19 protein-coding genes are annotated in these 21,684 nt (G+C 57.1%); 11 read left to right on the top strand and 8 right to left on the bottom strand.

Going from position 1 to position 21,684, the window contains the following annotated elements; genetic code table 11:
- Positions 1 to 24 precede the first annotated feature (24 nt).
- A complete protein-coding gene (locus tag AAIE02_RS19775) occupies positions 25 to 663 on the top strand; it encodes a TetR/AcrR family transcriptional regulator (RefSeq protein ID WP_498533100.1) in 639 nt (212 codons plus the stop codon).
- A 64-nt stretch (positions 664 to 727) separates the two neighbouring features.
- Entirely contained in the window at positions 728 to 1,348 is a 621-nt protein-coding gene (locus AAIE02_RS19770; RefSeq protein ID WP_008458500.1) for a LysE family translocator, read from the top strand.
- Here the strand turns inward: AAIE02_RS19770 and AAIE02_RS19765 are convergent.
- Positions 1,345 to 2,118, bottom strand: a complete 774-nt coding sequence (locus AAIE02_RS19765) for an AraC family transcriptional regulator (protein WP_336709264.1) — start codon at positions 2,116 to 2,118, stop codon at positions 1,345 to 1,347. The two genes, AAIE02_RS19770 and AAIE02_RS19765, sit on opposite strands and share 4 nt — an antisense overlap.
- 93 nt (positions 2,119 to 2,211) lie before the next feature.
- Here AAIE02_RS19765 and AAIE02_RS19760 point away from each other — a divergent pair, with 93 nt between their 5' ends.
- Entirely contained in the window at positions 2,212 to 3,339 is a 1,128-nt protein-coding gene (locus tag AAIE02_RS19760) for a multidrug effflux MFS transporter (protein WP_498533099.1), read from the top strand.
- Positions 3,340 to 3,388: 49 nt separating this feature from the next.
- Here the strand turns inward: AAIE02_RS19760 and AAIE02_RS19755 are convergent, their stop codons facing one another.
- Genes AAIE02_RS19755 through AAIE02_RS19740 form a run of 4 tightly spaced genes read right to left on the bottom strand, consistent with a single transcriptional unit; the run spans position 3,389 to position 7,775 of the window.
- Entirely contained in the window at positions 3,389 to 4,834 is a 1,446-nt protein-coding gene (locus tag AAIE02_RS19755; protein WP_336709266.1) for an NAD-dependent succinate-semialdehyde dehydrogenase, read from the bottom strand.
- Positions 4,831 to 5,874, bottom strand: a complete 1,044-nt coding sequence (locus AAIE02_RS19750; protein WP_039287402.1) for an aldo/keto reductase — start codon at positions 5,872 to 5,874, stop codon at positions 4,831 to 4,833. Before AAIE02_RS19750 ends, AAIE02_RS19755 begins: the two co-directional genes overlap by 4 nt.
- 9 nt (positions 5,875 to 5,883) lie before the next feature.
- Complete coding sequence (fae, locus tag AAIE02_RS19745; protein WP_008458495.1) at positions 5,884 to 6,387, bottom strand: formaldehyde-activating enzyme; 504 nt, start codon at positions 6,385 to 6,387, stop codon at positions 5,884 to 5,886.
- Positions 6,388 to 6,413: 26 nt separating this feature from the next.
- Positions 6,414 to 7,775 (bottom strand): MFS transporter, encoded by a 1,362-nt coding sequence (locus AAIE02_RS19740; RefSeq protein ID WP_498533098.1) that lies wholly within the window; start codon positions 7,773 to 7,775, stop codon positions 6,414 to 6,416.
- Positions 7,776 to 8,017: 242 nt separating this feature from the next.
- On the opposite strand from AAIE02_RS19740, the gene AAIE02_RS19735 reads away from it, so the two are divergent.
- The 4 genes from AAIE02_RS19735 to AAIE02_RS19720 all read left to right on the top strand — a co-directional run bounded on the left by AAIE02_RS19735 (position 8,018) and on the right by AAIE02_RS19720 (position 12,604).
- Positions 8,018 to 8,968, top strand: coding sequence for a LysR family transcriptional regulator (locus AAIE02_RS19735; RefSeq protein ID WP_498533097.1), 951 nt, complete (start codon positions 8,018 to 8,020; stop codon positions 8,966 to 8,968).
- Positions 8,969 to 9,318: 350 nt separating this feature from the next.
- Positions 9,319 to 10,440: an LPS O-antigen length regulator Wzz(fepE) gene (gene wzz(fepE), locus AAIE02_RS19730; protein ID WP_336983617.1), complete on the top strand. Its 1,122-nt coding sequence runs from the start codon at positions 9,319 to 9,321 to the stop codon at positions 10,438 to 10,440.
- Between the two features lie 93 nt (positions 10,441 to 10,533).
- Positions 10,534 to 11,232, top strand: coding sequence for an aspartate/glutamate racemase (locus AAIE02_RS19725; protein ID WP_336983618.1), 699 nt, complete (start codon positions 10,534 to 10,536; stop codon positions 11,230 to 11,232).
- A gap of 205 nt (positions 11,233 to 11,437) precedes the next feature.
- The gene (locus AAIE02_RS19720) at positions 11,438 to 12,604 is read left to right on the top strand and encodes an MFS transporter (protein WP_008458489.1); all 1,167 of its coding nucleotides are present in this window, start codon (positions 11,438 to 11,440) and stop codon (positions 12,602 to 12,604) included.
- A gap of 1 nt (position 12,605) precedes the next feature.
- Here the strand turns inward: AAIE02_RS19720 and AAIE02_RS19715 are convergent, their stop codons facing one another.
- Positions 12,606 to 13,529, bottom strand: coding sequence for a LysR family transcriptional regulator (locus AAIE02_RS19715; RefSeq protein WP_166878279.1), 924 nt, complete (start codon positions 13,527 to 13,529; stop codon positions 12,606 to 12,608).
- A gap of 230 nt (positions 13,530 to 13,759) precedes the next feature.
- Between AAIE02_RS19715 and lysA the strand changes: the two genes are divergently transcribed.
- Positions 13,760 to 15,022: a diaminopimelate decarboxylase gene (gene lysA, locus AAIE02_RS19710; RefSeq protein WP_498533096.1), complete on the top strand. Its 1,263-nt coding sequence runs from the start codon at positions 13,760 to 13,762 to the stop codon at positions 15,020 to 15,022.
- Here lysA and AAIE02_RS19705 read toward each other — a convergent pair.
- The gene (locus AAIE02_RS19705) at positions 15,014 to 16,045 is read right to left on the bottom strand and encodes a LacI family DNA-binding transcriptional regulator (RefSeq protein WP_498533095.1); all 1,032 of its coding nucleotides are present in this window, start codon (positions 16,043 to 16,045) and stop codon (positions 15,014 to 15,016) included. The two genes, lysA and AAIE02_RS19705, sit on opposite strands and share 9 nt — an antisense overlap.
- A gap of 150 nt (positions 16,046 to 16,195) precedes the next feature.
- Between AAIE02_RS19705 and AAIE02_RS19700 the strand changes: the two genes are divergently transcribed.
- A complete protein-coding gene (locus AAIE02_RS19700) occupies positions 16,196 to 16,645 on the top strand; it encodes a GNAT family N-acetyltransferase (RefSeq protein WP_336819637.1) in 450 nt (149 codons plus the stop codon).
- On the opposite strand, the gene galR is transcribed toward AAIE02_RS19700, so the two are convergent.
- Positions 16,642 to 17,652 (bottom strand): HTH-type transcriptional regulator GalR, encoded by a 1,011-nt coding sequence (galR, locus tag AAIE02_RS19695; RefSeq protein WP_008458479.1) that lies wholly within the window; start codon positions 17,650 to 17,652, stop codon positions 16,642 to 16,644. The two genes, AAIE02_RS19700 and galR, sit on opposite strands and share 4 nt — an antisense overlap.
- Before the next feature lie 661 nt (positions 17,653 to 18,313).
- Between galR and aas the strand changes: the two genes are divergently transcribed.
- Positions 18,314 to 20,473, top strand: a complete 2,160-nt coding sequence (aas, locus tag AAIE02_RS19690) for a bifunctional acyl-ACP--phospholipid O-acyltransferase/long-chain-fatty-acid--ACP ligase (protein WP_498533094.1) — start codon at positions 18,314 to 18,316, stop codon at positions 20,471 to 20,473.
- Positions 20,466 to 21,662 carry a lysophospholipid transporter LplT gene (gene lplT, locus AAIE02_RS19685; RefSeq protein ID WP_008458475.1) on the top strand — a complete coding sequence of 399 codons (1,197 nt, stop codon included), beginning with the start codon at positions 20,466 to 20,468 and terminating at the stop codon, positions 21,660 to 21,662. The genes aas and lplT overlap by 8 nt, the downstream gene beginning before the upstream one ends.
- The last annotated feature ends 22 nt before the right edge of the window (positions 21,663 to 21,684 follow it).

Here is a 21,684-nt window from a genome sequence, read left to right as displayed (position 1 = left end):
TATCCATTCCGCAGGATCCTGTCAATGTCCGTCGATCGCCGAACCCTGAACCGACTCGCCACCCGCCAGAAAATTTCTAATGTCGCCACCCGGCTGTTTCTGGAAAAAGGCTTTGAACAGGTGACGATTGACGAAATCGCCACGGCGGCAGAGGTGGGGAGAATGACGGTGTTCAACCACTTCCCGCGCAAAGAGGAGATGTTCTTCGACCGCGAAGAAGAGGGGTTGCGGATGCTGCGCCGTGCGCTGAGTCAGCGGGATAAAAACACGGGGCCGCTGGAAGCGCTGCGTCGCTTTGCTCACCATCTGGTGGAGCAGAATAGCCCGGTGGTGGCTTTCTCCGTGGCGGGGCAGGGGTTTGTCTCGACGATTGAGCACAGCCCGGCACTGAAAGCGAGAGCCAGAGAGATTCGGGATGAATTTGCCCAGGCGCTGGCGCATGAGCTGGCCGCCGGGGCCGGCCTTGAAAAAAGCGACCCACACACTCAACTGGCGGCGGGCCTGGTGCTGGCCACGTGGAGCGCGGCGCTGATTCAGGCTCATCGAACTTTTAGCCAGACGCTGAGCAACGCCGCCGCCGCCGCCGTGTTTCTTGACCTGATCGACAGGGGAACCGCGGGCGTTATCGCGGCAATGAACGGGACAGTTTACGGCGAAAAATAACGGCATCAGGGCATTGTCGGCTGAGCTGAATTTCAGTAGATTTATCGTTTTCGGAGTTAGAAAAATGTCCGTCACCGATGCGCTTCTTGCTTTCACGCTAGCTGCCACGCTGCTCACGCTTACCCCTGGTCTCGATACCGCCCTTATCCTGAGAACTGCCGCCGCCGAAGGGGGCAAAAAAGCTTTTCATGCCGCGCTTGGCATCGACGTAGGCTGTTTTGTGTGGGGGGCGCTGGTTGCCTTTGGACTTGGCGCTCTGTTGGCAGTTTCTGAATTTGCCTATACCTTGCTCAAGTGGTGCGGTGCCGCGTATTTATGCTGGCTGGGTATTCAGCTGCTTTTGCGTCCTCGCCAGAGTTTTAGCCTTGCCTCCGCTGACTCAACCCGAGCCAGCAACTGGTTTTTGCGCGGCATGTTAGGCAACGTGCTTAATCCGAAAATGGGCGTGTTCTACGTCTCTTTCCTGCCGCAGTTTATCCCCTCCGGCCATTCGCCGATCCTCTGGACTTTCCTGCTGGTTTCTATTCATGCGGTGCTTGGCACGCTGTGGTCTCTGACGCTGATTCTTGCCACGCGCTACGCTTCCGGCGTGCTAAGAAAGCCTGGCGTTGTGAAGTGGATGGATCGCGTCACCGGCTGTGTGTTCCTGCTCTTTGCCGCGAAGCTGGCCATCAGCCGACGTTAAGTCTGTTTCGCCGTCAGCATGCCCGGCGTCTGGCCGGTCATGCTGCGGTAAAAGTAGATAAAGGCGCTGTCGCTGGAAAAACCCAGCTCCGAGGCAACAACGGTAACCCGCGCGTGGCTGGCCAGCATTTCCACCGCCTTCATTAAACGCCACTGCTGCCGCCATGGCTGGTAGGAGAGGCCGGTTTCCCGGAGGAAAATACGGCCAATGGTGCGCTCGCTTGCGCCGGTTACGCTGGCCAGTTCGTTAAGCGGCGGCGGCAGCGTGTCGCCCGTCAGGTGGCGCAGCCGCTTATCCTGAGGGAAGCGCAGCGTCATCGGGACTTCTTGTGCGGCATTCAGTTCCGCTACGCACAGGGCGGCCATGTGCATCGGGGCGCCTTGTTCCCAGTCCGTTTCCCAGGCGCTGGCCGAAATCCTCTCCAGCAGTTCGTTGAGCAACGGCGTCACGTTGAGCACCAGCGCGGTGGCGGGCAGCGTGGGGTAACGTTTCATATCAAACCAGATTGAGCGGTAGGCCACGCTACTTTTCATTTCTGCCCGATGGCTGACGCCGCCGGGGAGCCAGGCGACTTTACCCGGCGGCAGCAAAGAGAGTACCTGGCCTTCATCCAGCGTGAGCTTCACGCAGCCTTCCCGGGTAAACAGCAACTGCCCCATCCGGTGTCGATGTAGCCCGGAATCATGATCCCCAAGTTCAGCCTGCACGCCAATCACGCCGTTATGCAGCGCGTCAGGGTTAAATTCTGCATCCGCACTTAGCCAGCTCATAATGTCTGATTTCCGATATTAAATGTCATAATGTTTATAATGATTCATCTGACGTTTTCCTACAATAGCGCCTCTTTTTGAGGAGGACGTATTGTGAAAACACATCGCGGTATGGCGCTCTTAACGGCGCTACTGATGTTTCCGCAGATTGTGGAAACCTTTTATAGCCCGGCACTGACCGATATTGCCGGGTATTTCGCGGTCAGCGCGCAGGATGCAGCCTGGACGCTGTCCATTTATTTCCCGGGCTTTGCCCTCGGCGTTCTGGTCTGGGGACGGGTATGCGATCTGGCCGGCCGTAAGCCAGCCCTGTTGCTGGGCCTGGCATGCTACGCAGTAGGGTCGATCCTTGCGCTGCTGGCGCACGATTTCAGACTGCTGCTCGCGGCACGCGTTATCGCGGCCTTTGGTGCGGCGTCCGGGTCGGTTGTCACCCAGACGATACTCCGGGACCGCTTTAGCGGGCAGACGCTGGCAAAGATCTTCGCTTTTATGGGCATTGCTCTGGCGGTAAGCCCGGCGATAGGCCTGTGGGCGGGCGGGATGCTTGTTTCCTGGGGCGGTTTCCGGGGAGTGTTTGATGCTCTTGTGGCGCTTGCCCTGCTGCTCTTTATCTGGAGCGCCTGGCGGCTGGAAGAAACTCGCTCTGCGCAGCATCAGAGTCAGTCCATCGCCAGCGTCGCGGTGCGAATGCTGAAAGATATGCAGATCTGGCGTGCTACAGCGCTGGTCGCGCTGTTTAACGTGAGCCTGTTCAGCTATTACGGCCTGGCGCCGTTTATGTTTGAGCGGTTTGGCATGGAGCCCGGTACATTTGGATTGAGCGGTGTCCTGCTGGCGCTTGGCTCTTTGGCTGGCGCGCAGCTTAACCATCAACTCATCCAGCGCGGCGCGAGTTCAGCCACGCTCTTACGCCTCGCCTGTATCTGCGGCCTGATCGGGGGCCTGGGCGTTGGCCTGCTGTCGGCCAGCCCGTGGTTCCTGGCACCGATGTTTATGGTGATGCTGGCCTTTTCGATGGCAATTCCGGTGGTGCTTGGCACTGCGCTCCGCGCCTACTCAGATTGCCGGGGGACGGCAGGCGCACTTTTCGGCCTGGTCTATTACGTGCTGATTGGCGCCGGGCTTTTCGTTGCCGGCTGGGGACAACGGCTGGATATGACGCTGATCGTATGTGCCGTGGGCATTACGCTTATCGGTTGGAAACATTTACGGAGATAATACTCTGCGCCCTCTCCTCGTGGAGAGGGCCGCATCGCTAAGGCAACAGTTACAGCAGTCCACCCAGATTCACATACTTGGTTTCCAGGTACTCTTCTAGTCCACAGTCGGAGCCTTCGCGGCCGAGGCCGGACTCCTTCACGCCGCCGAAAGGCGCGACTTCCGTGGAGATAATCCCTTCATTAACGCCGACCATGCCGCTTTCCAGTTGCTGTGTCACCCGGAAGGCGCGGGCGAGATCGCGGGTATAAAGATAGGCGGCAAGGCCAAACGGCGTGCCATTAGCGCGTTCAATCGCCTCCAGTTCATCGCTGAAGCGGAAGCAGGCCGCCAGCGGGCCAAAGGTTTCTTCGCGGGCCAGCAGCATGGCTTCGGTAGCGTCGGCCAGCACGGTAGGCTGGTAGAACGATGCGCCGAGGGCGTGACGCTCGCCGCCGCACAGCAGGCGCGCGCCGTGCTCAAGGGCGTCCTTCACGTGGGCTTCCACTTTCTCAACCGCTTTCTGGTGAATCAGCGGCCCCTGCTGTGCACCCGGTGTCAGGCCAGGGGCAACTTTCAGCGCCCGCGCGGCGGCAGCGAGTTTCTCAACAAACTGCTCATACACGCCCGCCTGGATGTAGAAACGGTTAACGCACACGCAGGTTTGCCCGCTGTTGCGGAATTTGGCCGCCATCGCACCCTCTACGGCGGCGTCAATGTCCGCATCGTCAAAGACGATAAACGGTGCGTTACCGCCCAGCTCCAGCGACAGTTTTTTCACGGTATCCGCCGCCTGGCGCATCAGCAGCTTGCCGGTTGGCGTCGAGCCGGTGAAGGAGATTTTACGCACCGTCGGGCTTGCCATCAGCGTGCTGCCGATTGCCACGGTATCACCGGTGACGGCGTTAATTACGCCAGCCGGGACGCCTGCCTGTTCGGCGAGCACGATAAGCGCGAAGGCCGAAAGCGGTGTTTCGTTTGCCGGTTTAATCACGGCGGTGCAGCCCGCAGCCAGTGCAGGGCCGAGTTTGCGGGTTAGCATCGCCAGCGGGAAGTTCCATGGGGTAATAGCCGCGACCACGCCAACGGGCTCCTTGAAGGTGAGGATTTGGTTACCCGCTTTTGTAGAAGGAATGGTTTTGCCGTTGGCACGTTTGGCTTCCTCGGCAAACCATTCTATAAAGCTGGCGGCGTAGGCCACTTCGCCTTTGGCTTCTGCCAGTACTTTGCCCTGTTCGGTGACCATCAGTTCCGCCAGTTCGGCCTGATGCTCCATGATCAGCGCGAACCAGCGCTGGAGGATCTGCGAGCGGGCTTTGGCGGTTAATGCTCGCCAGGCGGGCAGGGCGGCGTGTGCGGCAGCGATGGCTGCCTCGGTTTCTTTTGCTCCGGCGTTGGCTACCTGAGCCACTATTTCATCGGTTGCCGGGTTTAATACGGCATAGAGCTCGTTGGCGTCCCGCCATTCACCGTTGCAGTACCAGCCGGTACGAACCAGTGCGTCAAAGCTGCTCATGCGATGTTCCTTGTGGTTACGTTGTCTATAAACAGGCCGCGAGCGGCGCGGCTCTCACGCGCAATACGTTTGCCTGCGGTGTAGTCGTTGATGACGTCGCACGGCGTGTAGTTACGCTCCAGTTCGTAACGCTCATCTTCATCCAGCGGTGTGCCGAGTGCGGCAACTGCGCTGTCAATTTGCTGTACAGAATCTGCGCCAACCAGCATGCAGTCCACTCCCGGATGGTTCAGGACCCACGCCTGAGCAATTTGTGCCGGAGGCAGGCCGCGCAGCTGAGCTACATGGCTGACGGACTGCGCAACGTTTCGGGAAGTGATGTCCGCGTACATCTCCTGGGTGAAGAAGTCGGTCTGGTTGCGCACGGAGGTAAAGTCACAGCTCAGCAGGCCGCGGGCGAGCGGGCTAAAGACTGACACGCCAAGCCCCTGGTCGCGGCAGAAAGGGATCATTTCCCGCTCTTCTTCGCGGTAGGCGCAGTTCAGCTGCAGCTGCATATTGATGGGTTTCGCGTAGCCATAGCGCTCGCAGCACCAAAGGATTTTCGCCAGTTGCCAGGTGTACATGGTGGAAACGCCGACGTAGCGCGCTTTGCCACTGCGCACGATGTCGTTCATCGCCGCCCAGGTCTCTTCGACAGGCGTATTCACGTCGAAGTAGTGCAGCATGTAGATATCGACGTAGTCGGTGCCGAGGCGCTTCAGGCTGCCGTCGATGCTTTCCATGATGTGTTTGCGTGAATGGCCCTGGTTGTTAAAGCCGGTGCCGATGGGGTAGCCCACTTTGGTGGTGAGGACCAGGTCATCGCGGCGGGCAATGCGTTTTAACACGTTGCCGACCACTTCCTCCCCCGCGCCGCTGGAGTAGAAGTCCGCGAGGTCGATAAAGTTAATGCCGGATTCCAGCGCGTGACGGATCAGCGGCTCGCTTTGCGACTCGTCAAAAATCCAAGGTTTCCACTGTTTGCTGCCCATGTTCATGGTGCCGAGGCACAGGCGAGAGACTTTCAGGCCGCTGTGGCCCAGATTGACGTATTCCATTTCGCCTCCTCAGGCTTTTGGGGTGTAGAAAGGGTTACCGAGCTGCGGCAGGGCGTCGGCAATCTGGCTGCGCTGCGGCAGTTTGCCCATGGCCGCGCGGATGGCCTGGCGGCAGGCACGGTAGTTGTTGTGGTACACCTCGTCGATATCGTTGCAGCCGGGATTGACCCAGTTGGCGGTGACGATGCACCAGTTGTCTTCCGCTTCCGGCGGCAGCGTGCCGTCCAGAAGTGCTTCGGTGACCGCTTTGGCGATGGCGGCCTGAGAGGCTCCCCAGGTGGCATTGCCGTGCAGCTCGCCGCTGATTTCCGCTTTGTTGACGTACAGCGTCATCGGTTTGGCCGGAACGTTAGGTTTGATCACCACCATAAACGGGCAATGACCCTGGCTTGGCGAAGCGAGGCTGCTGGAAAACGCCTGGCCAACCACGCCGCTGCGTGGGCCAATCATGATGTTGATGTGCGAGGCGTTAACGCCGTTACCTTCAAACCCTTCTCCGATATACATTTCCACGAGACTTCTCCTGTTAAACGTGAGCGTTATTTAGCCGGTTCAGCGGCGGCATTGCCGTGGCGCTGGGCCGGATCGTGAGCGGCATCGACCAGGGTTAACCCTTTGGTTTCAGGCGCCCAGGCGAGAGAGACAACGGCACCGATGACGAGGATCAGCGCCAGCATGCCGGTGGTGGCCTGCATGCCGTAATTCAGAATGGCCAGCGGCAGTAAGCCGGTGCCGATGGCGGAGCCGAGGCGGCTCATGGAGGTGGCAAAGCCGACGCCCATCGAGCGCACTTCCGTCGGGAAACTTTCAGCCGGGAAGACGCCCACCAGATTGCTGACCGCCGACATCACCAGCGTGAAGGCGGCAAAGAACAGAATTAACCAGCCGGACTGGCTGACCGGAATGATGCTGAGCATCACCAGGCAGGCGGCGAGGAAGACGAACGAGCCGATCAGGAAGCCACGGCGCGAGCAGACTACCGTCAGCAGGATCCCGAGCAGCGCGCCGACGATCAGCAGGGCGTTCAGCAGCAGGTCGGTGGTGAAGTTATTGTTCAGCCCCATCACCTGCAGAATCGACGGCAGGAAGGTGTATATGGCGAAATACGGGATCACCAGGCAGACAAAAAACAGACTGTTGAAGGCGGTGCGGCGGCGGTATTTCGGCCCGAACAGCGACATAAAGCGCTGTTTTGAGGCGACGGGGGCTTCATCCACCAGCAGCACGTTAGGGCCGAAGTGTTTATGGACAATCGCCATCGCTTCTTCTCGTCGCCCTTTGCCCATCAGCCAGCGCGGGGATTCCGGCGTGCCGATGCGCATCAGCAGAATAATCAGCGCGGGCAGGGCGGAAGAAGAGAGCAGCCAGCGCCAGGCGTCCGGCCCTTGCGCCGTCAGGAAGTGCCCGGCAAAGCCTGCGGCCACGTAGCCAAAGGTCCAGATCACGCTGAATGAGCCGAGCAGGACGCCGCGATGTTTTCGGGGGGAAAACTCGGCCAGCATAGTGTGGCCGACGGAGAAGTCGCCGCCGAGGCCGATGCCGACCATTACCCGCAAGAAGAACAACTGTTCTGGCGTGGTGGCGAAAAACTGCAGCGCCGAAGCGAGGGTGATCACCACGAAGCTGAAGCAGAAGATCTTCTGGCGGCCAACGTAATCGGAGATCCAGCCCAACACCAGGCTGCCGAGAAACAGGCCGATCAGCGCCGAACTGCCGAGCATCCCTTCCCAGAAGGGCGTTAACCCCATTTGAGGTTTGATTTGGGCCAGCGCGAAGCCGATGACGCCGAGCACGTAGCCGTCGGTAAAGTGTGCGCCGAAGGTCAGGCCGGCGATTTTGATATGGAAACGGTTTAACGGCACGTCATCCATACGGGTGTACTGTTGTGTCAGGTGGGACATGATGCCTCCTCCTGTGAGGTGGTTTTGTAGGGTATTTGTATTTTTTATGTTTCAAGTACGTTAACAATGTGGCAGTAAAGCGCCTCAGCAGGCGAGTGCGTTTTAGTCATACCCCCAGGCAAAAAACGCATGTGATCGTCCTCCTGTTTTGCAGAAATAGCTGCGGCGGGGGATGGTGTTTCAGGGCAGGTTAGAAACATATTATTAACATGACTGGCGCTCGCCCGCGGATAATGACAACAATGAGAAAACTCCCGTCACTCAGTATGTTAAGGGTCTTTGAAGAGACTTGCCGGACGCTTAGCTTTAGCAAAGCGGCGCAGGCCTTGTGCATTACCCAGAGCGCGGCCAGTCGGCAAATCAAACAGCTCGAGGCGTTTCTCGGCAAGCTGCTGTTCGTGCGTACCCACAGCGGGCTGGAGTTGACCCAGGACGCTATGCTGCTGTTGCCGGTGGTACGCCAGTCGCTGGATATTCTTGAAGAGGGCGTGTGCCACGTTCAACTGCGCAATCCTCTCCAGCATCTTCGCCTGCAGGTTGCTCCGACCTTTGCCACCCGCTGGCTGGCACCGCGGCTGGTGGCGCTTCGCCAGCGCAACGGCCAGCTACAAATTGCCCTTATCAGTGAAACCCGGCAGAAATACAGCGATTTTGACTGCGCCATCCGCTTTGGCACCCGCCAGGAAAGTGAAGGACGGGGGCAGTGGCTGTGCCATGAAAAACTGCTGTTGGTGGCCAGCCCGCTGCTGATGATTGACGGCGTCTTTCCCCCGCTGGCCTCGCAGTCACAGCTGCATATTCTTAACGGCGACATCCGACTGGATAACTGGTCGCGCTGGCTTGCTGCGACGGGAGAAAATGACAGTCTGCTTTCCGGCGGGCTGGAGTTCAGCACCGAGGATCAGGTGATCAACGCCTGTGTGACCGGGGCAGGCTATGCGGTGCTCGACAGGATGATGATCCGCAACGAGCTGCGTGGCGGGTTATTGGTGCCGCTGGCGGAGCTGGAGCTTGAAAGCGGAAATGGTTACTGGCTGGAGATCCCCCAGGGCAAGCGGGAGCTGCCGCGAGTGGGCTATTTTAGCGACTGGGTTCAGACCGAGATCGCCCGTTTTTGGCACGAAGAAGAGGGGGAATCTTCCCGGGCAAAGCTGCTTCTTTCCCGTGAAGAACCGATAGCCCTTTCTCTCTAATGTGATCTCAATGAGAGTTAACATATATTTTTCATTCGATTAATTTCCACAACGTGCTGAGAGTATGCTTTGCCAAACTTAACGCAGTCTCTGATCTGACACACCATGAAAAGTGAGTTGGATCGCTTTTCTATTTCTGAAAAAAAACAAATCTCAATATTTGATGGTTGTTTTTAGGATTATTCTTGGGAATAATGGCGCAATGCTTTGCTTCTCTTCAACCATGCTCGGTTCTATGAATACGTGGTGTTAAATATCATTGATTATTTTTTTGTTATTTAGCTCTGTGCTCAATCCATTAGTTTCCTGTCGGTATAGTTTCGTCTGGCATCTATTATGAGTTGGTTAACATGTCCGCAATTGAATTAAAAAATGCTCCTGTGGAAGATATCCGTGCGTTTTCGGTGATAACTGAATCGAGTCAGGAAATTGATTTGATTCACCTGTTAAGTACCCTTTTCGCGGCAAAAAAAACGATAATTGCCATCACATTTGCTGCTGCATTAGCCGGGTTGGGCGTTAGCTTTTTGATGCCGCAGAAATGGTCAAGCAAGGCCGTTATTACGCCGCCAGAATCCTCTCAGCTAATCGAGTTGCACCGCACGATGGTTGAGCTGACGGTTCTGGATGCAGCGCCTAATGTCGACGCCGGGCATGTTTATCAAGCCTTCCTGAAAGACTTTGACTCGCAGGCGTTGCGTGAAGAGTATTTGGCCAATTCTGAGTATGTTAAAAAGCTTGTTAATGCCGTTAACTCGGACGATAGCGTAAAACTACACCGGGCTATTCAGGAAACGGCTGCAAAATTCAAATCGGTAAATACCGCAGATTCTAAACTGCCGGATGCCATCCCCTATACCTCATGGGCTTTAAGCTTCACTGGACCGAATCCAGAAGAGGCCAGGGATGTGCTGAGCGGTTATATTCACTTTATTGCGCAGCGAGTTAATCAGGATATTGTGCAAAATTTACGCTATAGCGTTGAATTAAAAAGCGCGGTAGAGAAAGATAAACTCGAGCTGGATAAGAGAAACCTCGAAAACCAGCATAAAGTGAATATTCAGCGTCTGGGCTACTCGCTTGAAGTTGCTAACGCGGCGGGAATTAAAAAGCCGGTATACAGCAATGGGCAAGCGGTAAAAGACGATCCTGATTACTCGGTTGCGCTGGGGGCTGATGGGCTGGCCGAAAAACTGAAAATTGAATCCGCGCTTAAAGATGTGGCGGAATTAAACGCCAGCGTTCAAAATCGGGAGTACTATTTAACTAAACTGGCGCAGGTCAAGGTTAACGACGTTGACTTCCAGCCCTTCCGCTATCATATGAATCCTTCTTTGCCGTTGAAAAAAGAAGGCCCGGGGAAATCCCTCATCGTCGTGCTGGCGGCTTTGCTTGGCCTGATTGGCGCCTGTGGCTACGTGCTAATGCGCAATGTCATGGCCGATAGGCAGAAAAAGCTGGAAATTGTTTAGCGCGCTGCATTCCTTTTAAAGCCTCCCTTCGGAGGCTTTTTTCTTACCGGAATAAGGGTTATAACCGAAGGGAAATGGCAAAAGGGGATGACAATGAAAACGATTGGGCTGCTGGGCGGCATGAGCTGGGAATCCACCATTCCTTACTACCGATTAATTAACGAAGGGATCAAACAGCGTCTGGGCGGGCTGCATTCGGCCAAAATTGTGCTGCACAGCGTCGATTTTCACGAGATTGAGGCCTGCCAGTCTGCCGGTGAGTGGGACAAGGCCGGTGAGATGCTGGCCGAGGCGGCGCTGGGGCTGCAAAAGGCCGGGGCTGAAGGCATTGTGCTGTGTACAAACACTATGCACAAAGTCGCGGAGCATATTGAATCCCGTTGCTCGCTGCCGTTTCTGCACATTGCCGACGCCACCGGGCGGGTGATTGCGGCTCAGGGCGTAAGCCAGGTGGCCTTGCTTGGCACGCGCTACACCATGGAACAGGATTTTTATCGTGGCCGCCTGCAGGCGCAGTTCGGGATCCGCTCGATTATTCCTGACGCCTCCCAGCGTCAGCGTATCAACCAGATCATCTTCGATGAGCTGTGTCTCGGGGTGATCAACCCTGAGTCGAAGCGCTATTATCAGCAGGTGATTCAGGTGCTGCAGGCGCAGGGAGCGGAAGGGGTTATTTTCGGCTGTACCGAAATTGGCCTGCTGCTCAGCCAGCAGGACTGCCCGCTGCCGGTGTTTGATACCGCCGCCATCCACGCCGCCGATGCAGTTCGCTTTATGTGCGGTGAAGAGTAATAGTTTATCCTTATATATCAATTGAATAAGCGTAAGTAGTGTTTTTTCCCCACGACGAGCCGGGTCATGCCCGGCCGCTAATGTGTTATAAATTTGTTATGTAGCGCACATTATTCCAAAAAGCTGCTCCTCTGAAATCCTCACACACTACAGGCGATTGCGCACAGCAATGGCTTTTCATCATGTCTGCAACCGGAGTTATACAATGCCTGTTTCCTTACTGGCGCTGGCGATGAGTGCGTTCGCCATCGGCACGACGGAGTTCGTGATTATGGGACTGCTGCCCGAAGTGGCAGGGGATCTCCATGTCTCCATTCCCGTCGCCGGCTGGCTAATCAGCGGCTATGCGCTGGGGGTCGCCATTGGCGCGCCTATCATGGCGCTGCTGACCGCCCGACTGCCGCGCAAACTGTCGTTAATTTTGCTGATGGTGATTTTCATTGTTGGCAACCTGCTGTGCGCCCTCGCGCTGAGCTACAACTTCCTGATGCTGGCGCGCGTTATTACGGCGCTGTGCCACGGCGCGTTCTTCGGGATTGGCGCAGTCGTCGCGGCAAGCCTCGTACCTGCCGGGCGCAAGGCTTCGGCGGTGGCGCTGATGTTCACCGGCTTGACGCTGGCTAACGTGCTGGGCGTGCCGATTGGCACCTGGTTCGGACAGCTTTACGGCTGGCGAGCTACTTTCTGGGGCGTGGCCGTGATTGGGGTGATTGCGTTTCTGGCGCTGGGAGTGAGCCTGCCGTCGCAGAAAGATGAAGAAGCCACTGACTTAAAAAGCGAAATCAAAGCGCTGGCGCACGGCAAGCTTTGGCTATCGCTTAGTATGACGGTGTTCTTCTCTGCGGCGATGTTCGCGCTGTTCAGCTATGTTGCACCGATGCTGCTACAGGTGACAGGCATTACGCCAGAGGGCGTGAGCTGGACGCTGTTCCTGATTGGTGCGGGGCTGACGGTGGGGAACATTCTGGGTGGGCGGTTGGCGGACTGGCGGGTGTCATTCAGCCTGATCCTCAGCTTTAGCCTGATTGCGGTCTTTTCGTTACTGTTCAGCTGGACAAGTCATGCCGCATGGCTGGCGGAAATCACGCTGTTCCTGTGGGCGATGGCGGCGTTTGCCACGGTACCGGCGCTGCAAATCAACGTGGTGCTGCACGGCAAAGAAGCACCTAATCTGGTGTCCACGCTGAATATTGCGGCCTTTAACGTCGGCAATGCGCTCGGTGCCTGGGTTGGCGGCACGGTCATTGACCGTGGCTTCGGCCTGACGGCGGTGCCGGTGGCCGCTGCTGCGCTGGCAGTGGTTGGCCTGATACTTTGCCTGATTAACTTCAGCAACGGCACGGGGCATCAGCAGCCGGTGACCGGGCAATAAGCTAGCGGTTGAGCAGCGCGTTGAGCGGGTCGCTATACAGATGCATGTTGTGCTGTAAGTGGTCGCTGAACGCGCTGACCAGGGCTGATGCCGGGCGGTGCAGGGGCCGAATCAGGCTGACGGTAAAAGGCACCGCCACGCTGAACGGGCGTACCACCACGCCGCGTTCGTGGTAATCCAGCGCGGTTAACGGGTTGACGATAGATACGCCAGCCCCCGCCTGAACCATCGCGCAGACGGACGCGGCGCTGTGCGTTTCCACCACCATTCTTCGTTTTACGTCATATTCCTGAAACAGCGAGTCCAGCAGTTGCCGATAGCTGTCGGTTCTTGACAGGCTGATGTAATTTTCCCCGGCAAAATCCTGCGGTGTGAGTTCTGCTTTCGCGGCTAGTTTGTGCCCGGCGGGCAGCACGCAAACTTCATTCAGAGTGAGTAGGGTTTGGCGTTCCGTCCCGGCAGGCGTGGTGATGTTTTCCGTCAGCCCCAGGTCGTGGCGTTGGGCGGAAAGCCACTCTTCCAGCAGCGGGGATTCCTGCGGCACGATGTTCAGGCTGAGCTCCGGGTAGCGGGCCAGGAAAGGGTGTATCAGGCGCGGCAGAAATGACTGAGAAAATACCGGCAGGCAGGCAATAGACAGTTCGCCCTGGCGGAACTCACGCAGGCTTTCGGCGGCATTAATAATACGATCCAGTCCGTACCAGGAGCGCTGAACTTCTTCAAACAGCCGCAGTCCCTGAACGGTGGGGTAGAGGCGGCCCCGGCTGCGCTCGAACAGCTGCAGGCCGATAAGCTTTTCAAAGCGCGCCAGCTCCCGGCTGACCGTGGGCTGGGAGGTGTGCAGCAGGCCTGCGGCTTCGGTGAGGTTGCCGGCCGTCATCACGGCGTGGAAGATTTCGATGTGGCGCAGGTTGATGGCTGGCATGGTGTTGTTCCGCTGATGTTGATTACCCTCACCCCGGCCCTCTCCCTGGAAGGGGGAAACAGAAATTGCATTGGGCATTAAACTCTCCCCTCTCCCCTCTGGGGAGAGCGTTAGGGTGAGGGGCATTTTCTAAACCATATCATATTTGAATAGACTCGCTAGAAAACGATATTTTTTATCCCTCACTTTCTGTGGCGTAATAGGGAAAATGACGTTTACCGGAGTTCACCATGCCACGCTCGCTGCACGACACCGCCACCGCGCTGAACGCGCAAAACTTGCTGACCCTGCCCGCTGAATTTGGCTGCCCTGTTTGGGTATATGACGCGGAGATCATTCGCCAGCAAATTGCCAAACTGCGCCAGTTTGATGTGATTCGCTTTGCCCAAAAGGCTTGCTCGAATATCCACATCCTGAAACTGATGCGTGAGCAGGGCGTGAAGGTGGATTCGGTGTCGCAGGGGGAAATCGAGCGCGCGCTGGCGGCAGGCTACAAGCCGCTGGAAAACCTGGATGATATCGTCTTTACCGCCGACGTGATCGACAACGCCACGCTGGCGCTGGTGGCCGAGCAGAAAATCCCGGTCAATATAGGATCTGTGGATATGCTGCATCAGCTCGGCGAGGTCTCGCCAGGGCACCGTGTCTGGCTGCGTATTAACCCGGGCTTTGGGCACGGGCACAGCCAGAAAACCAACACCGGCGGCGAGAACAGTAAGCACGGTATCTGGCTGAGCGATATGCCGAGAGCGCTGGAAGCTATGCAGCGCTACGGCATTCATCTGGTGGGTATCCATATGCACATTGGTTCCGGCGTGGATTATGGCCATCTCGAACAGGTGTGCGGCGCGATGGTGCAGCAGGTCATCGACTTCGGCCAGGATCTTGAGGCGATTTCTGCGGGCGGTGGGCTGTCCATTCCTTACCGTGAAGGTGAGGAAACGATCAATACCGATCACTATTTCGGCTTGTGGAATACCGCGCGCGAAAAAATTGCCGCTCATCTGGGGCACCCGGTGAAGCTGGAGATCGAGCCGGGGCGTTTCCTGGTTGCGGAAGCCGGGGTGCTGGTTTCGCAGGTGCGCGCGGTGAAAGATATGGGATCCCGCCACTTTGTGCTGATCGACGCTGGTTTTAACGATCTGATGCGTCCGTCTATGTACGGCAGCTACCACCATATTTCCGCGCTGCCGGGTGACGGGCGGGATCTGTCTGCTCTGCAGCCGAAAGAAACGGTTGTGGCGGGGCCTCTGTGCGAGTCCGGAGATGTGTTTACCCAGCAGGAAGGCGGCAAGGTGGAAACCCGCCTGCTGCCGCCGGTAAAACCGGGTGATTACCTGGTGCTGCACGATACCGGCGCATACGGGGCTTCTATGTCCTCTAACTACAATAGTCGTCCGCTGCTGCCGGAAGTGCTGTTTGATAACGGCAGCGCGCGCCTGATTCGCCGCCGCCAGACGATTCAGGAGCTGCTGGCGCTCGAGCTACTTTGAGACTTTCCGTCCGGCCTCGAAAAAGGGGCCGGGTGCAACGGAGTCCCTCAGTACCAGCGTCCCCACAAATGGTGGGATGGGGGCTAACGGTTCGCCGCTCGCTAGCTTAATGGCCTGATCGATGGCGGTAATGATCATGTTGTCGATGGGCAGATAGACGGATGACAGCGCCGGCTCCAGCCACTGGGCGCTCGGCGCGTCGTCAAAGCCGAACAGCGAAATATCCTGTGGAATACGGATCCCGGCCTGGTGCAACGCTTTCGAAGCACCCAGCGCCATATCATCGTTACAGGAAAACAGCGCGCTGAAGCTCACGCCGCTGGTCAGCAGCTCCTGGCACAGGTGGTGCCCTTCGGTCATGCTGGAATCCCCGTATTTCACCCGGTTCTCATCCCACGCAATGCCATGTTTTTGCAGTGCTTTCCGGTACCCCATCAGGCGCGCCTTGCCGGTTGGCGTGGAAATAGGCACGGTAATGCAGGCAATTTCCCGGTGACCTTGCTGGATCAGGTATTCGGTGGCCTGAAAGGCGGCATCCTGCTGCTCGAAGAAGACGCAGCGTTCACGGGCCTGGGTGACGTCCCGGTTAATGACGACCAGCGGCACCTGAATCGCATTCATCAGCGACATCAACGCCCGTTCGCTCATAAAACGCGTGTAGAGAACGATGGCGTCGCAGTGCCTGTCCGCCAGCATTTGTACGGCATCCAGCTCTTTTTCAGGCGTGTCATGCCCGTCGGTGACAATCAGCTGTTTACCGTAGAATTCCGTGCGGCGTGAAGCCTGCTGCAGCAGGCGCCCGAAGTAGAAGCCATCGAAGGTGGAGACAACCAGCCCGATACTGTTGCTGCTGCGGTTTGCCAGCGATCGTGCCAGAAAATTAGGCTTATAGCCCAGCTCTTCCATGGCCTTAAATACCTGTTCGCGGGTGCTTGCTTTAACTTGTCCGGTGCCGTTTAACACGCGAGATACCGTCGCTTTGGAAACCCCTGCGCGTAACGAGACATCTAACATTGTTACCATTGTTTCCTTCCCGATCTGGACGCTGTCGCGATTTTCCAGCAGTTTATCACAGGAGTTTCGCCCGCAAGCGGCCTTGCCGTTTCGCCGTGCAAATTGTCGTCCCGGATCACGCTTTCAGAATTTGGTGTGGTTTTTTAGGAGTATATCGTTGTGAAAATTGTCCCGTTGTACCAGGCCCCTCAGCACGCAGAGCAAGTCACGGAGTGGCTTTGGCAGGCGTTTGGCAGTCAGGAAAGCCGAGGCTTTTTTGCGTCTATTGTTGCCGCCAGCCAGCGGGAAGGCGAAATGCCCCTGACGTTTATTGCGCTGGAGGGCGAAAAGATGGTGGGGACCGTGGGGCTGTGGCGCTGTGATTTGATCAGCCGGCAGGATCTCTGGCCCTGGCTGGCGGCGCTGTATATTGATGAAAGCCAGCGAGGAAAGGGACTGGGCGAGATTTTACAGCGACACGTCGTGGAATATGCCCGCCAGCTGGGTTTTGAGTCTTTGTATCTGTATTCGGCCTGTAAGACCTATTATGAACGGTTTGGCTGGCGCTACATTGGCGACGGGCTGGATTACCCCGACCAGCCCGTACATCTTTATCAACTTACGCTTTAAGCGTTGTCGCCCGGAGAGGCCACCGAGTGTCGGCGCACCAGCGTCGGGCTAAACATATGGGTGATTTCCGGCAGCGGCAGGTTTTCGGCCAGCGCCAGCGCGAGCTCTGCTGCCTGAGTCGCCATGGTCACAATCGGGTAGCGAACCGTGGTCAGCCTGGGCCGCACGTAGCGTGAAATTAACACGTCATCAAAGCCAATCAGCGAAATCTCACCGGGAACATCAATGCCGTTGTCGTTCAGCACGCCCATCGCCCCGGCGGCCATTGAGTCGTTGTAGCAGGCCACGGCGGTGAAGTTTTTGCCGCGTCCCAGCAGCTCCGTCAGGGCCTGCTCGCCGCCGCTTTCATCGGGTTCACCAAAGGTCACCAGACGCTCGTTGACGGGGATATTGTGCTCGCGGAGCGCATCGTAGTAGCCCTGAAGGCGGTCTTCTGCGTCCGATATCTGGTGGTTGGAACAGATGTAGCCGATGCGGGTGTGCCCCTGCTGAATCAAATGGCGCGTCGCAAGCCAGGCGCCGTAGCGGTCATCCAGCGCAACGCAGCGCTGCTCAAACCCTGGCACAATGCGGTTAATGAGCACCATACCGGGGATTTGCTTCATCAGCGAAATTAGCTCCTCATCAGGGAGTTTTTTGGCGTGAACGACCAGCGCCGCGCTGCGGTGGCGAATAAGCTGTTCAATGGCCTGGCGCTCTTTTTGTTCGCTGTGGTAGCCATTGCCGATAAGCAGGAAGTTGCCGGTGCGGTAGGCAACCTGCTCCACGGCTTTAACCATCGCGCCAAAGAAGGGGTCGGAAACGTCGCCCACGATCAGGCCAATGGTTTCCGTGGCCTGTTGGGCAAGGGCTCTCGCGTTAGCGTTGGGATGATAATTCAGCGCTTCCATGGCGCTATTCACCGCCTGCTTTGAGGCATCGCTGGCTTTTGGGGAGTGGTTGATGACGCGTGAAACCGTGGCGACAGACACACCAGCCAGCCGAGCCACATCCTTAATTGTCGCCATGAAAAGCCTTCCTGTTAGGGGTAATCGTTTACACTGCGTTTAGTTTTACGGAATTCCCTGATGACTGCAAGGCAACAACTGATGGGAATATTGCAAAGTAGAGCAAAATCAAGGTGAAAGCGTGTAACGGTTACACTTGCTTCAAGAGGTTGCCTCTTTTTAGTGCATGTCGCGGATTTTTAAACGTTTCCGCCCAAATCTTTGCTTACATTTTGCAGTCGGCTGTTGCGATTTCAGCATAGCTTAATGGAAGACGCCGCTGCTACATTTGTGGTCCCAGAGGTATTGATAGGTGAAGTCAGCGATTATTTGCTGATCCTATGAATTACACCAACCTGCGCGGATGCGCAGGTTTTTTTTTGCCTGAATCCAGCCGCCTGTAACAAGAATCGAAAATTTAAACACCTGGTTGCACTTGGGCTCATTCCCTTGCTTTTTGCCGCTGGTTTCGCCGCTGGCGGCACGAGACAATTCGGATCCCAGAGGTATTGATTGGTGAGAATTCCTGGTACTCTGCTGAGTACAATTCTTTTGCACCAACCTGCGCAGATGCGCAGGTTTTTTTTTGCCATTTTTTGAGCCCCCTCCCGCACTTAACGCAACTGGTGTACTCTGCGACTCTACACTTAATGCTGACCGACAGACGACAAAGAGAGTCGCTATGCTTCTTGCTTTTTTCCGTGCGCTATTTCGCATTCTGTTCCGGGTAACCCTTTCCGGCGATCCGCAGGTGCTTCAACGCCAGCGGGTGCTGATTGTGCCAAACCACGTCTCATTTCTGGACGGGATCCTGGTTGCACTTTTTCTGCCGGTGCGCCCCGTATTTGCGGTCTACTCCTCAATAAGCCAGCAGTGGTTTATGCGCTGGCTTAAGCCGCTCATTGATTTTGTTCCGCTGGACCCGACCAAACCGATGTCTATCAAGCACCTGGTGCGCCTGGTGGAACAGGGGCGCCCGGTAGTGATTTTCCCGGAAGGACGCATCAGCGTGACCGGATCGTTGATGAAAATCTACGATGGAGCTGGATTTGTGGCGGCCAAAGCACAGGCCACGGTGGTGCCTTTGCGCATCGACGGCGCGGAGCTGACTTTCTTTAGCCGCCTGAAAGGGCTAGTAAAACGCCGGGCTTTCCCGCGTATTACCCTGCATCTTCTTCCGCCAACGTCGATTGCAATGCCAGAAGCCCCACGGGCCAGGGATCGCCGTAAAATGGCCGGCGAGATGCTGCACCAAATCATGATGGAAGCGCGCATGGCCGTGCGCCCGCGTGAGACGCTTTTTGAGGCGCTGCTGGCGGCGAAGGATCGGTATGGTTCGAGTAAAAACTGTATTGAAGACATAAAGTTCAAGCCAGATACTTACAGTTCGTTGCTGAAAAAAACGCTGTTTGTGGGCCGAATCCTCGATAAATACAGCGAACAGGGTGAAACCATTGGTTTGATGCTGCCGAATGCGGCGATCAGCGCGGCGGTGATTTTTGGCGCTTCATCCCGGGGCCGTATTCCGGCAATGATGAACTACACGGCTGGCGTAAAAGGGCTGACCAGCGCGATTACGGCGGCGCAAATCAAGACGGTTTTTACCTCCCGGCAGTTCCTGGATAAGGGCAAACTGTGGCACCTGCCGGAACAACTGACGCAGGTGCGCTGGGTGTATCTGGAAGATTTAAGGTCCACCATCACCCTGCAGGATAAAATGTGGATCTTTGCTCATCTGCTTGCGCCTCGCCTGGCCCAGGTGAAACAGCAGCCGGAAGATGCGGCGATGGTGCTGTTTACCTCCGGCTCGGAGGGCAATCCAAAAGGCGTGGTGCACAGCCATAAAAGCCTGTTGGCCAACGTAGAGCAGATTCGCACCATCGCGGACTTCACCGCCGATGACCGGTTTATGTCCGCGCTGCCGCTCTTCCACTCTTTTGGCCTGACTGTGGGGCTGTTCACGCCGCTGCTGACCGGGGCGGAAGTGTTCCTTTACCCAAGTCCGCTGCATTACCGCGTGGTGCCGGAGCTTATTTACGACCGCAATTGCACGGTGGTCTTTGGCACCTCGACGTTCCTCGGCAACTATGCCCGTTTTGCTAACCCGTATGATTTCTTCCGCCTGCGCTATGTAGTTGCCGGGGCAGAAAAGCTGCAGGAAAGCACGAAGCAGCTGTGGCAGGACAAGTTTGGCCTGCGCATTCTGGAAGGCTACGGCGTGACCGAGTGCGCGCCGGTGGTGTCTATCAACGTGCCGATGGCGGCGAAACCGGGCACCGTGGGCCGCATTCTTCCGGCAATGGATGCTCGTCTGCTGGCTGTGCCCGGTATTGAACAGGGCGGAAGGCTACAGCTAAAAGGGCCAAACATCATGAACGGCTATCTGCGCGTGGAAAATCCGGGCGTGCTGGAGAAGCCTGAGGCTGAAAATGGCCTGGGTGAGATGGAACCCGGCTGGTACGACACTGGCGATATCGTGACCTTTGACGAGCAGGGCTATTGCGTGATTCAGGGGCGTGCGAAGCGCTTTGCCAAAATCGCTGGGGAGATGGTGTCGCTTGAGATGGTCGAACAGATGGCGATCGGCATTTCGCCGGACAAATTGCATGCTACGGTCGTTAAGCTCGACGCCGCCAAAGGCGAGGCGCTGGTGATGTTTACCACCGACAGCGAGCTTAACCGCGAAAAACTTCTGCATTATGCGCGTGAGCACGGCGTGCCTGAGCTGGCGGTGCCACGCGATATTCGCTTCCTCAAACAGCTGCCTGTGCTAGGCAGCGGAAAACCAGATTTTGTCACCCTGAAAGCACAGGTTGATGAAGCGGAGAAAGCCCATGGCTGAACAGGCTGGCAATAGCGGTTCGTTGTGGTCCCGGGGCATGATGGCGGTCACCGCGGCGCAGTTTTTATCGGCTTTTGGCGATAACGCGCTGTTGTTCGCCACGCTCGCGGTGCTCAAGCAGCAGTTCTACCCGGACTGGAGCCAGCCCGTGCTGCAAATGGTGTTTGTTGGCGCGTACATCCTCTTTGCGCCGTTTGTGGGACAGGTGGCCGACAGTTTCGCCAAAGGGCGAGTGATGATGCTGGCGAACAGCATGAAGCTTGTGGGTGCGGCGGTCATTGCGCTGGGGCTGAATCCTTTTGTCGGCTACACGCTGGTGGGCATCGGCGCGGCGGCCTATTCACCGGCTAAATACGGCATTCTCGGCGAGCTGACCACTGGCGATCGGCTGGTGAAGGCCAACGGCCTGATGGAGTCTTCTACCATTGCGGCGATCCTGCTGGGATCCGTTGCCGGCGGCGTGCTGGCAGACTGGAACCTGACGGCGGCGCTGGTTGTCTGCGCGCTGGTTTACGGCGGGGCGGTGGTTGCCAACGTCTTTATCCCTAAACTTGCCGCCGCGCGCCCCGGCCAGTCGTGGCGTTTCAAGCCGATGACGCACAGTTTCTTTTCCGCCTGCCGCAGCCTTTGGCGCAGCGGAGAAACGCGCTTCTCGCTGGTAGGCACCAGCCTATTCTGGGGGGCGGGCGTGACGCTTCGATTCCTGCTAGTGCTGTGGGTACCGGTGGCGTTAGGGATCACGGATAACGCGACGCCGACTTACCTTAATGCGATGGTTGCGGTTGGGATTGTGGTGGGGGCCGGAGCAGCCGCGAAGCTGGTGACTTTGGAAACCGTTGCCCGCTGCATGCCCGCCGGGATTTTAATCGGCGTTGGCGTACTGATTTTTGCTCTACAGCATTCTCTGTTGCCGTCTTACGCTTTGCTGGTGTTGATTGGCCTGTTGGGCGGTTTCTTTGTGGTGCCGCTTAACGCGCTGCTCCAGGAGCGCGGCAAGCACACGGTCGGGGCAGGTAACGCCATTGCCGTGCAAAACCTTGGTGAAAACACGGCCATGCTTTTGATGCTGGGTCTGTTCTCACTGGCGGTGAAAACCGGGGCGTCCATCGTTGGCATTGGCATTGGATTTGGGGCGGTGTTTGCGCTGGCGATTAGTGCCCTGTGGCTGTGGCAAATCAAACATAAATAGCAAAAAGGCCCTCTTTTGGAGA

Source organism: Cedecea sp. Ae19-4, from assembly GCF_059801165.1.
This window is presented reverse-complemented; position numbering and strand designations above follow the sequence as displayed.

Coding starts and splice junctions, on each gene's coding strand:
- AAIE02_RS19775 (WP_498533100.1), top strand. CDS start 25: ATGTCCGTCGATCGCCGAACCCTGAACCGACTCGCCACCCGCCAGAAA.
- AAIE02_RS19770 (WP_008458500.1), top strand. CDS start 728: ATGTCCGTCACCGATGCGCTTCTTGCTTTCACGCTAGCTGCCACGCTG.
- AAIE02_RS19765 (WP_336709264.1), bottom strand. CDS start 2,118: ATGAGCTGGCTAAGTGCGGATGCAGAATTTAACCCTGACGCGCTGCAT.
- AAIE02_RS19755 (WP_336709266.1), bottom strand. CDS start 4,834: ATGAGCAGCTTTGACGCACTGGTTCGTACCGGCTGGTACTGCAACGGT.
- AAIE02_RS19750 (WP_039287402.1), bottom strand. CDS start 5,874: ATGGAATACGTCAATCTGGGCCACAGCGGCCTGAAAGTCTCTCGCCTG.
- AAIE02_RS19740 (WP_498533098.1), bottom strand. CDS start 7,775: ATGTCCCACCTGACACAACAGTACACCCGTATGGATGACGTGCCGTTA.
- AAIE02_RS19735 (WP_498533097.1), top strand. CDS start 8,018: ATGAGAAAACTCCCGTCACTCAGTATGTTAAGGGTCTTTGAAGAGACT.
- AAIE02_RS19725 (WP_336983618.1), top strand. CDS start 10,534: ATGAAAACGATTGGGCTGCTGGGCGGCATGAGCTGGGAATCCACCATT.
- AAIE02_RS19720 (WP_008458489.1), top strand. CDS start 11,438: ATGCCTGTTTCCTTACTGGCGCTGGCGATGAGTGCGTTCGCCATCGGC.
- AAIE02_RS19715 (WP_166878279.1), bottom strand. CDS start 13,529: ATGCCAGCCATCAACCTGCGCCACATCGAAATCTTCCACGCCGTGATG.
- lysA (WP_498533096.1), top strand. CDS start 13,760: ATGCCACGCTCGCTGCACGACACCGCCACCGCGCTGAACGCGCAAAAC.
- AAIE02_RS19705 (WP_498533095.1), bottom strand. CDS start 16,045: ATGGTAACAATGTTAGATGTCTCGTTACGCGCAGGGGTTTCCAAAGCG.
- galR (WP_008458479.1), bottom strand. CDS start 17,652: ATGGCGACAATTAAGGATGTGGCTCGGCTGGCTGGTGTGTCTGTCGCC.
- aas (WP_498533094.1), top strand. CDS start 18,314: ATGCTTCTTGCTTTTTTCCGTGCGCTATTTCGCATTCTGTTCCGGGTA.
- lplT (WP_008458475.1), top strand. CDS start 20,466: ATGGCTGAACAGGCTGGCAATAGCGGTTCGTTGTGGTCCCGGGGCATG.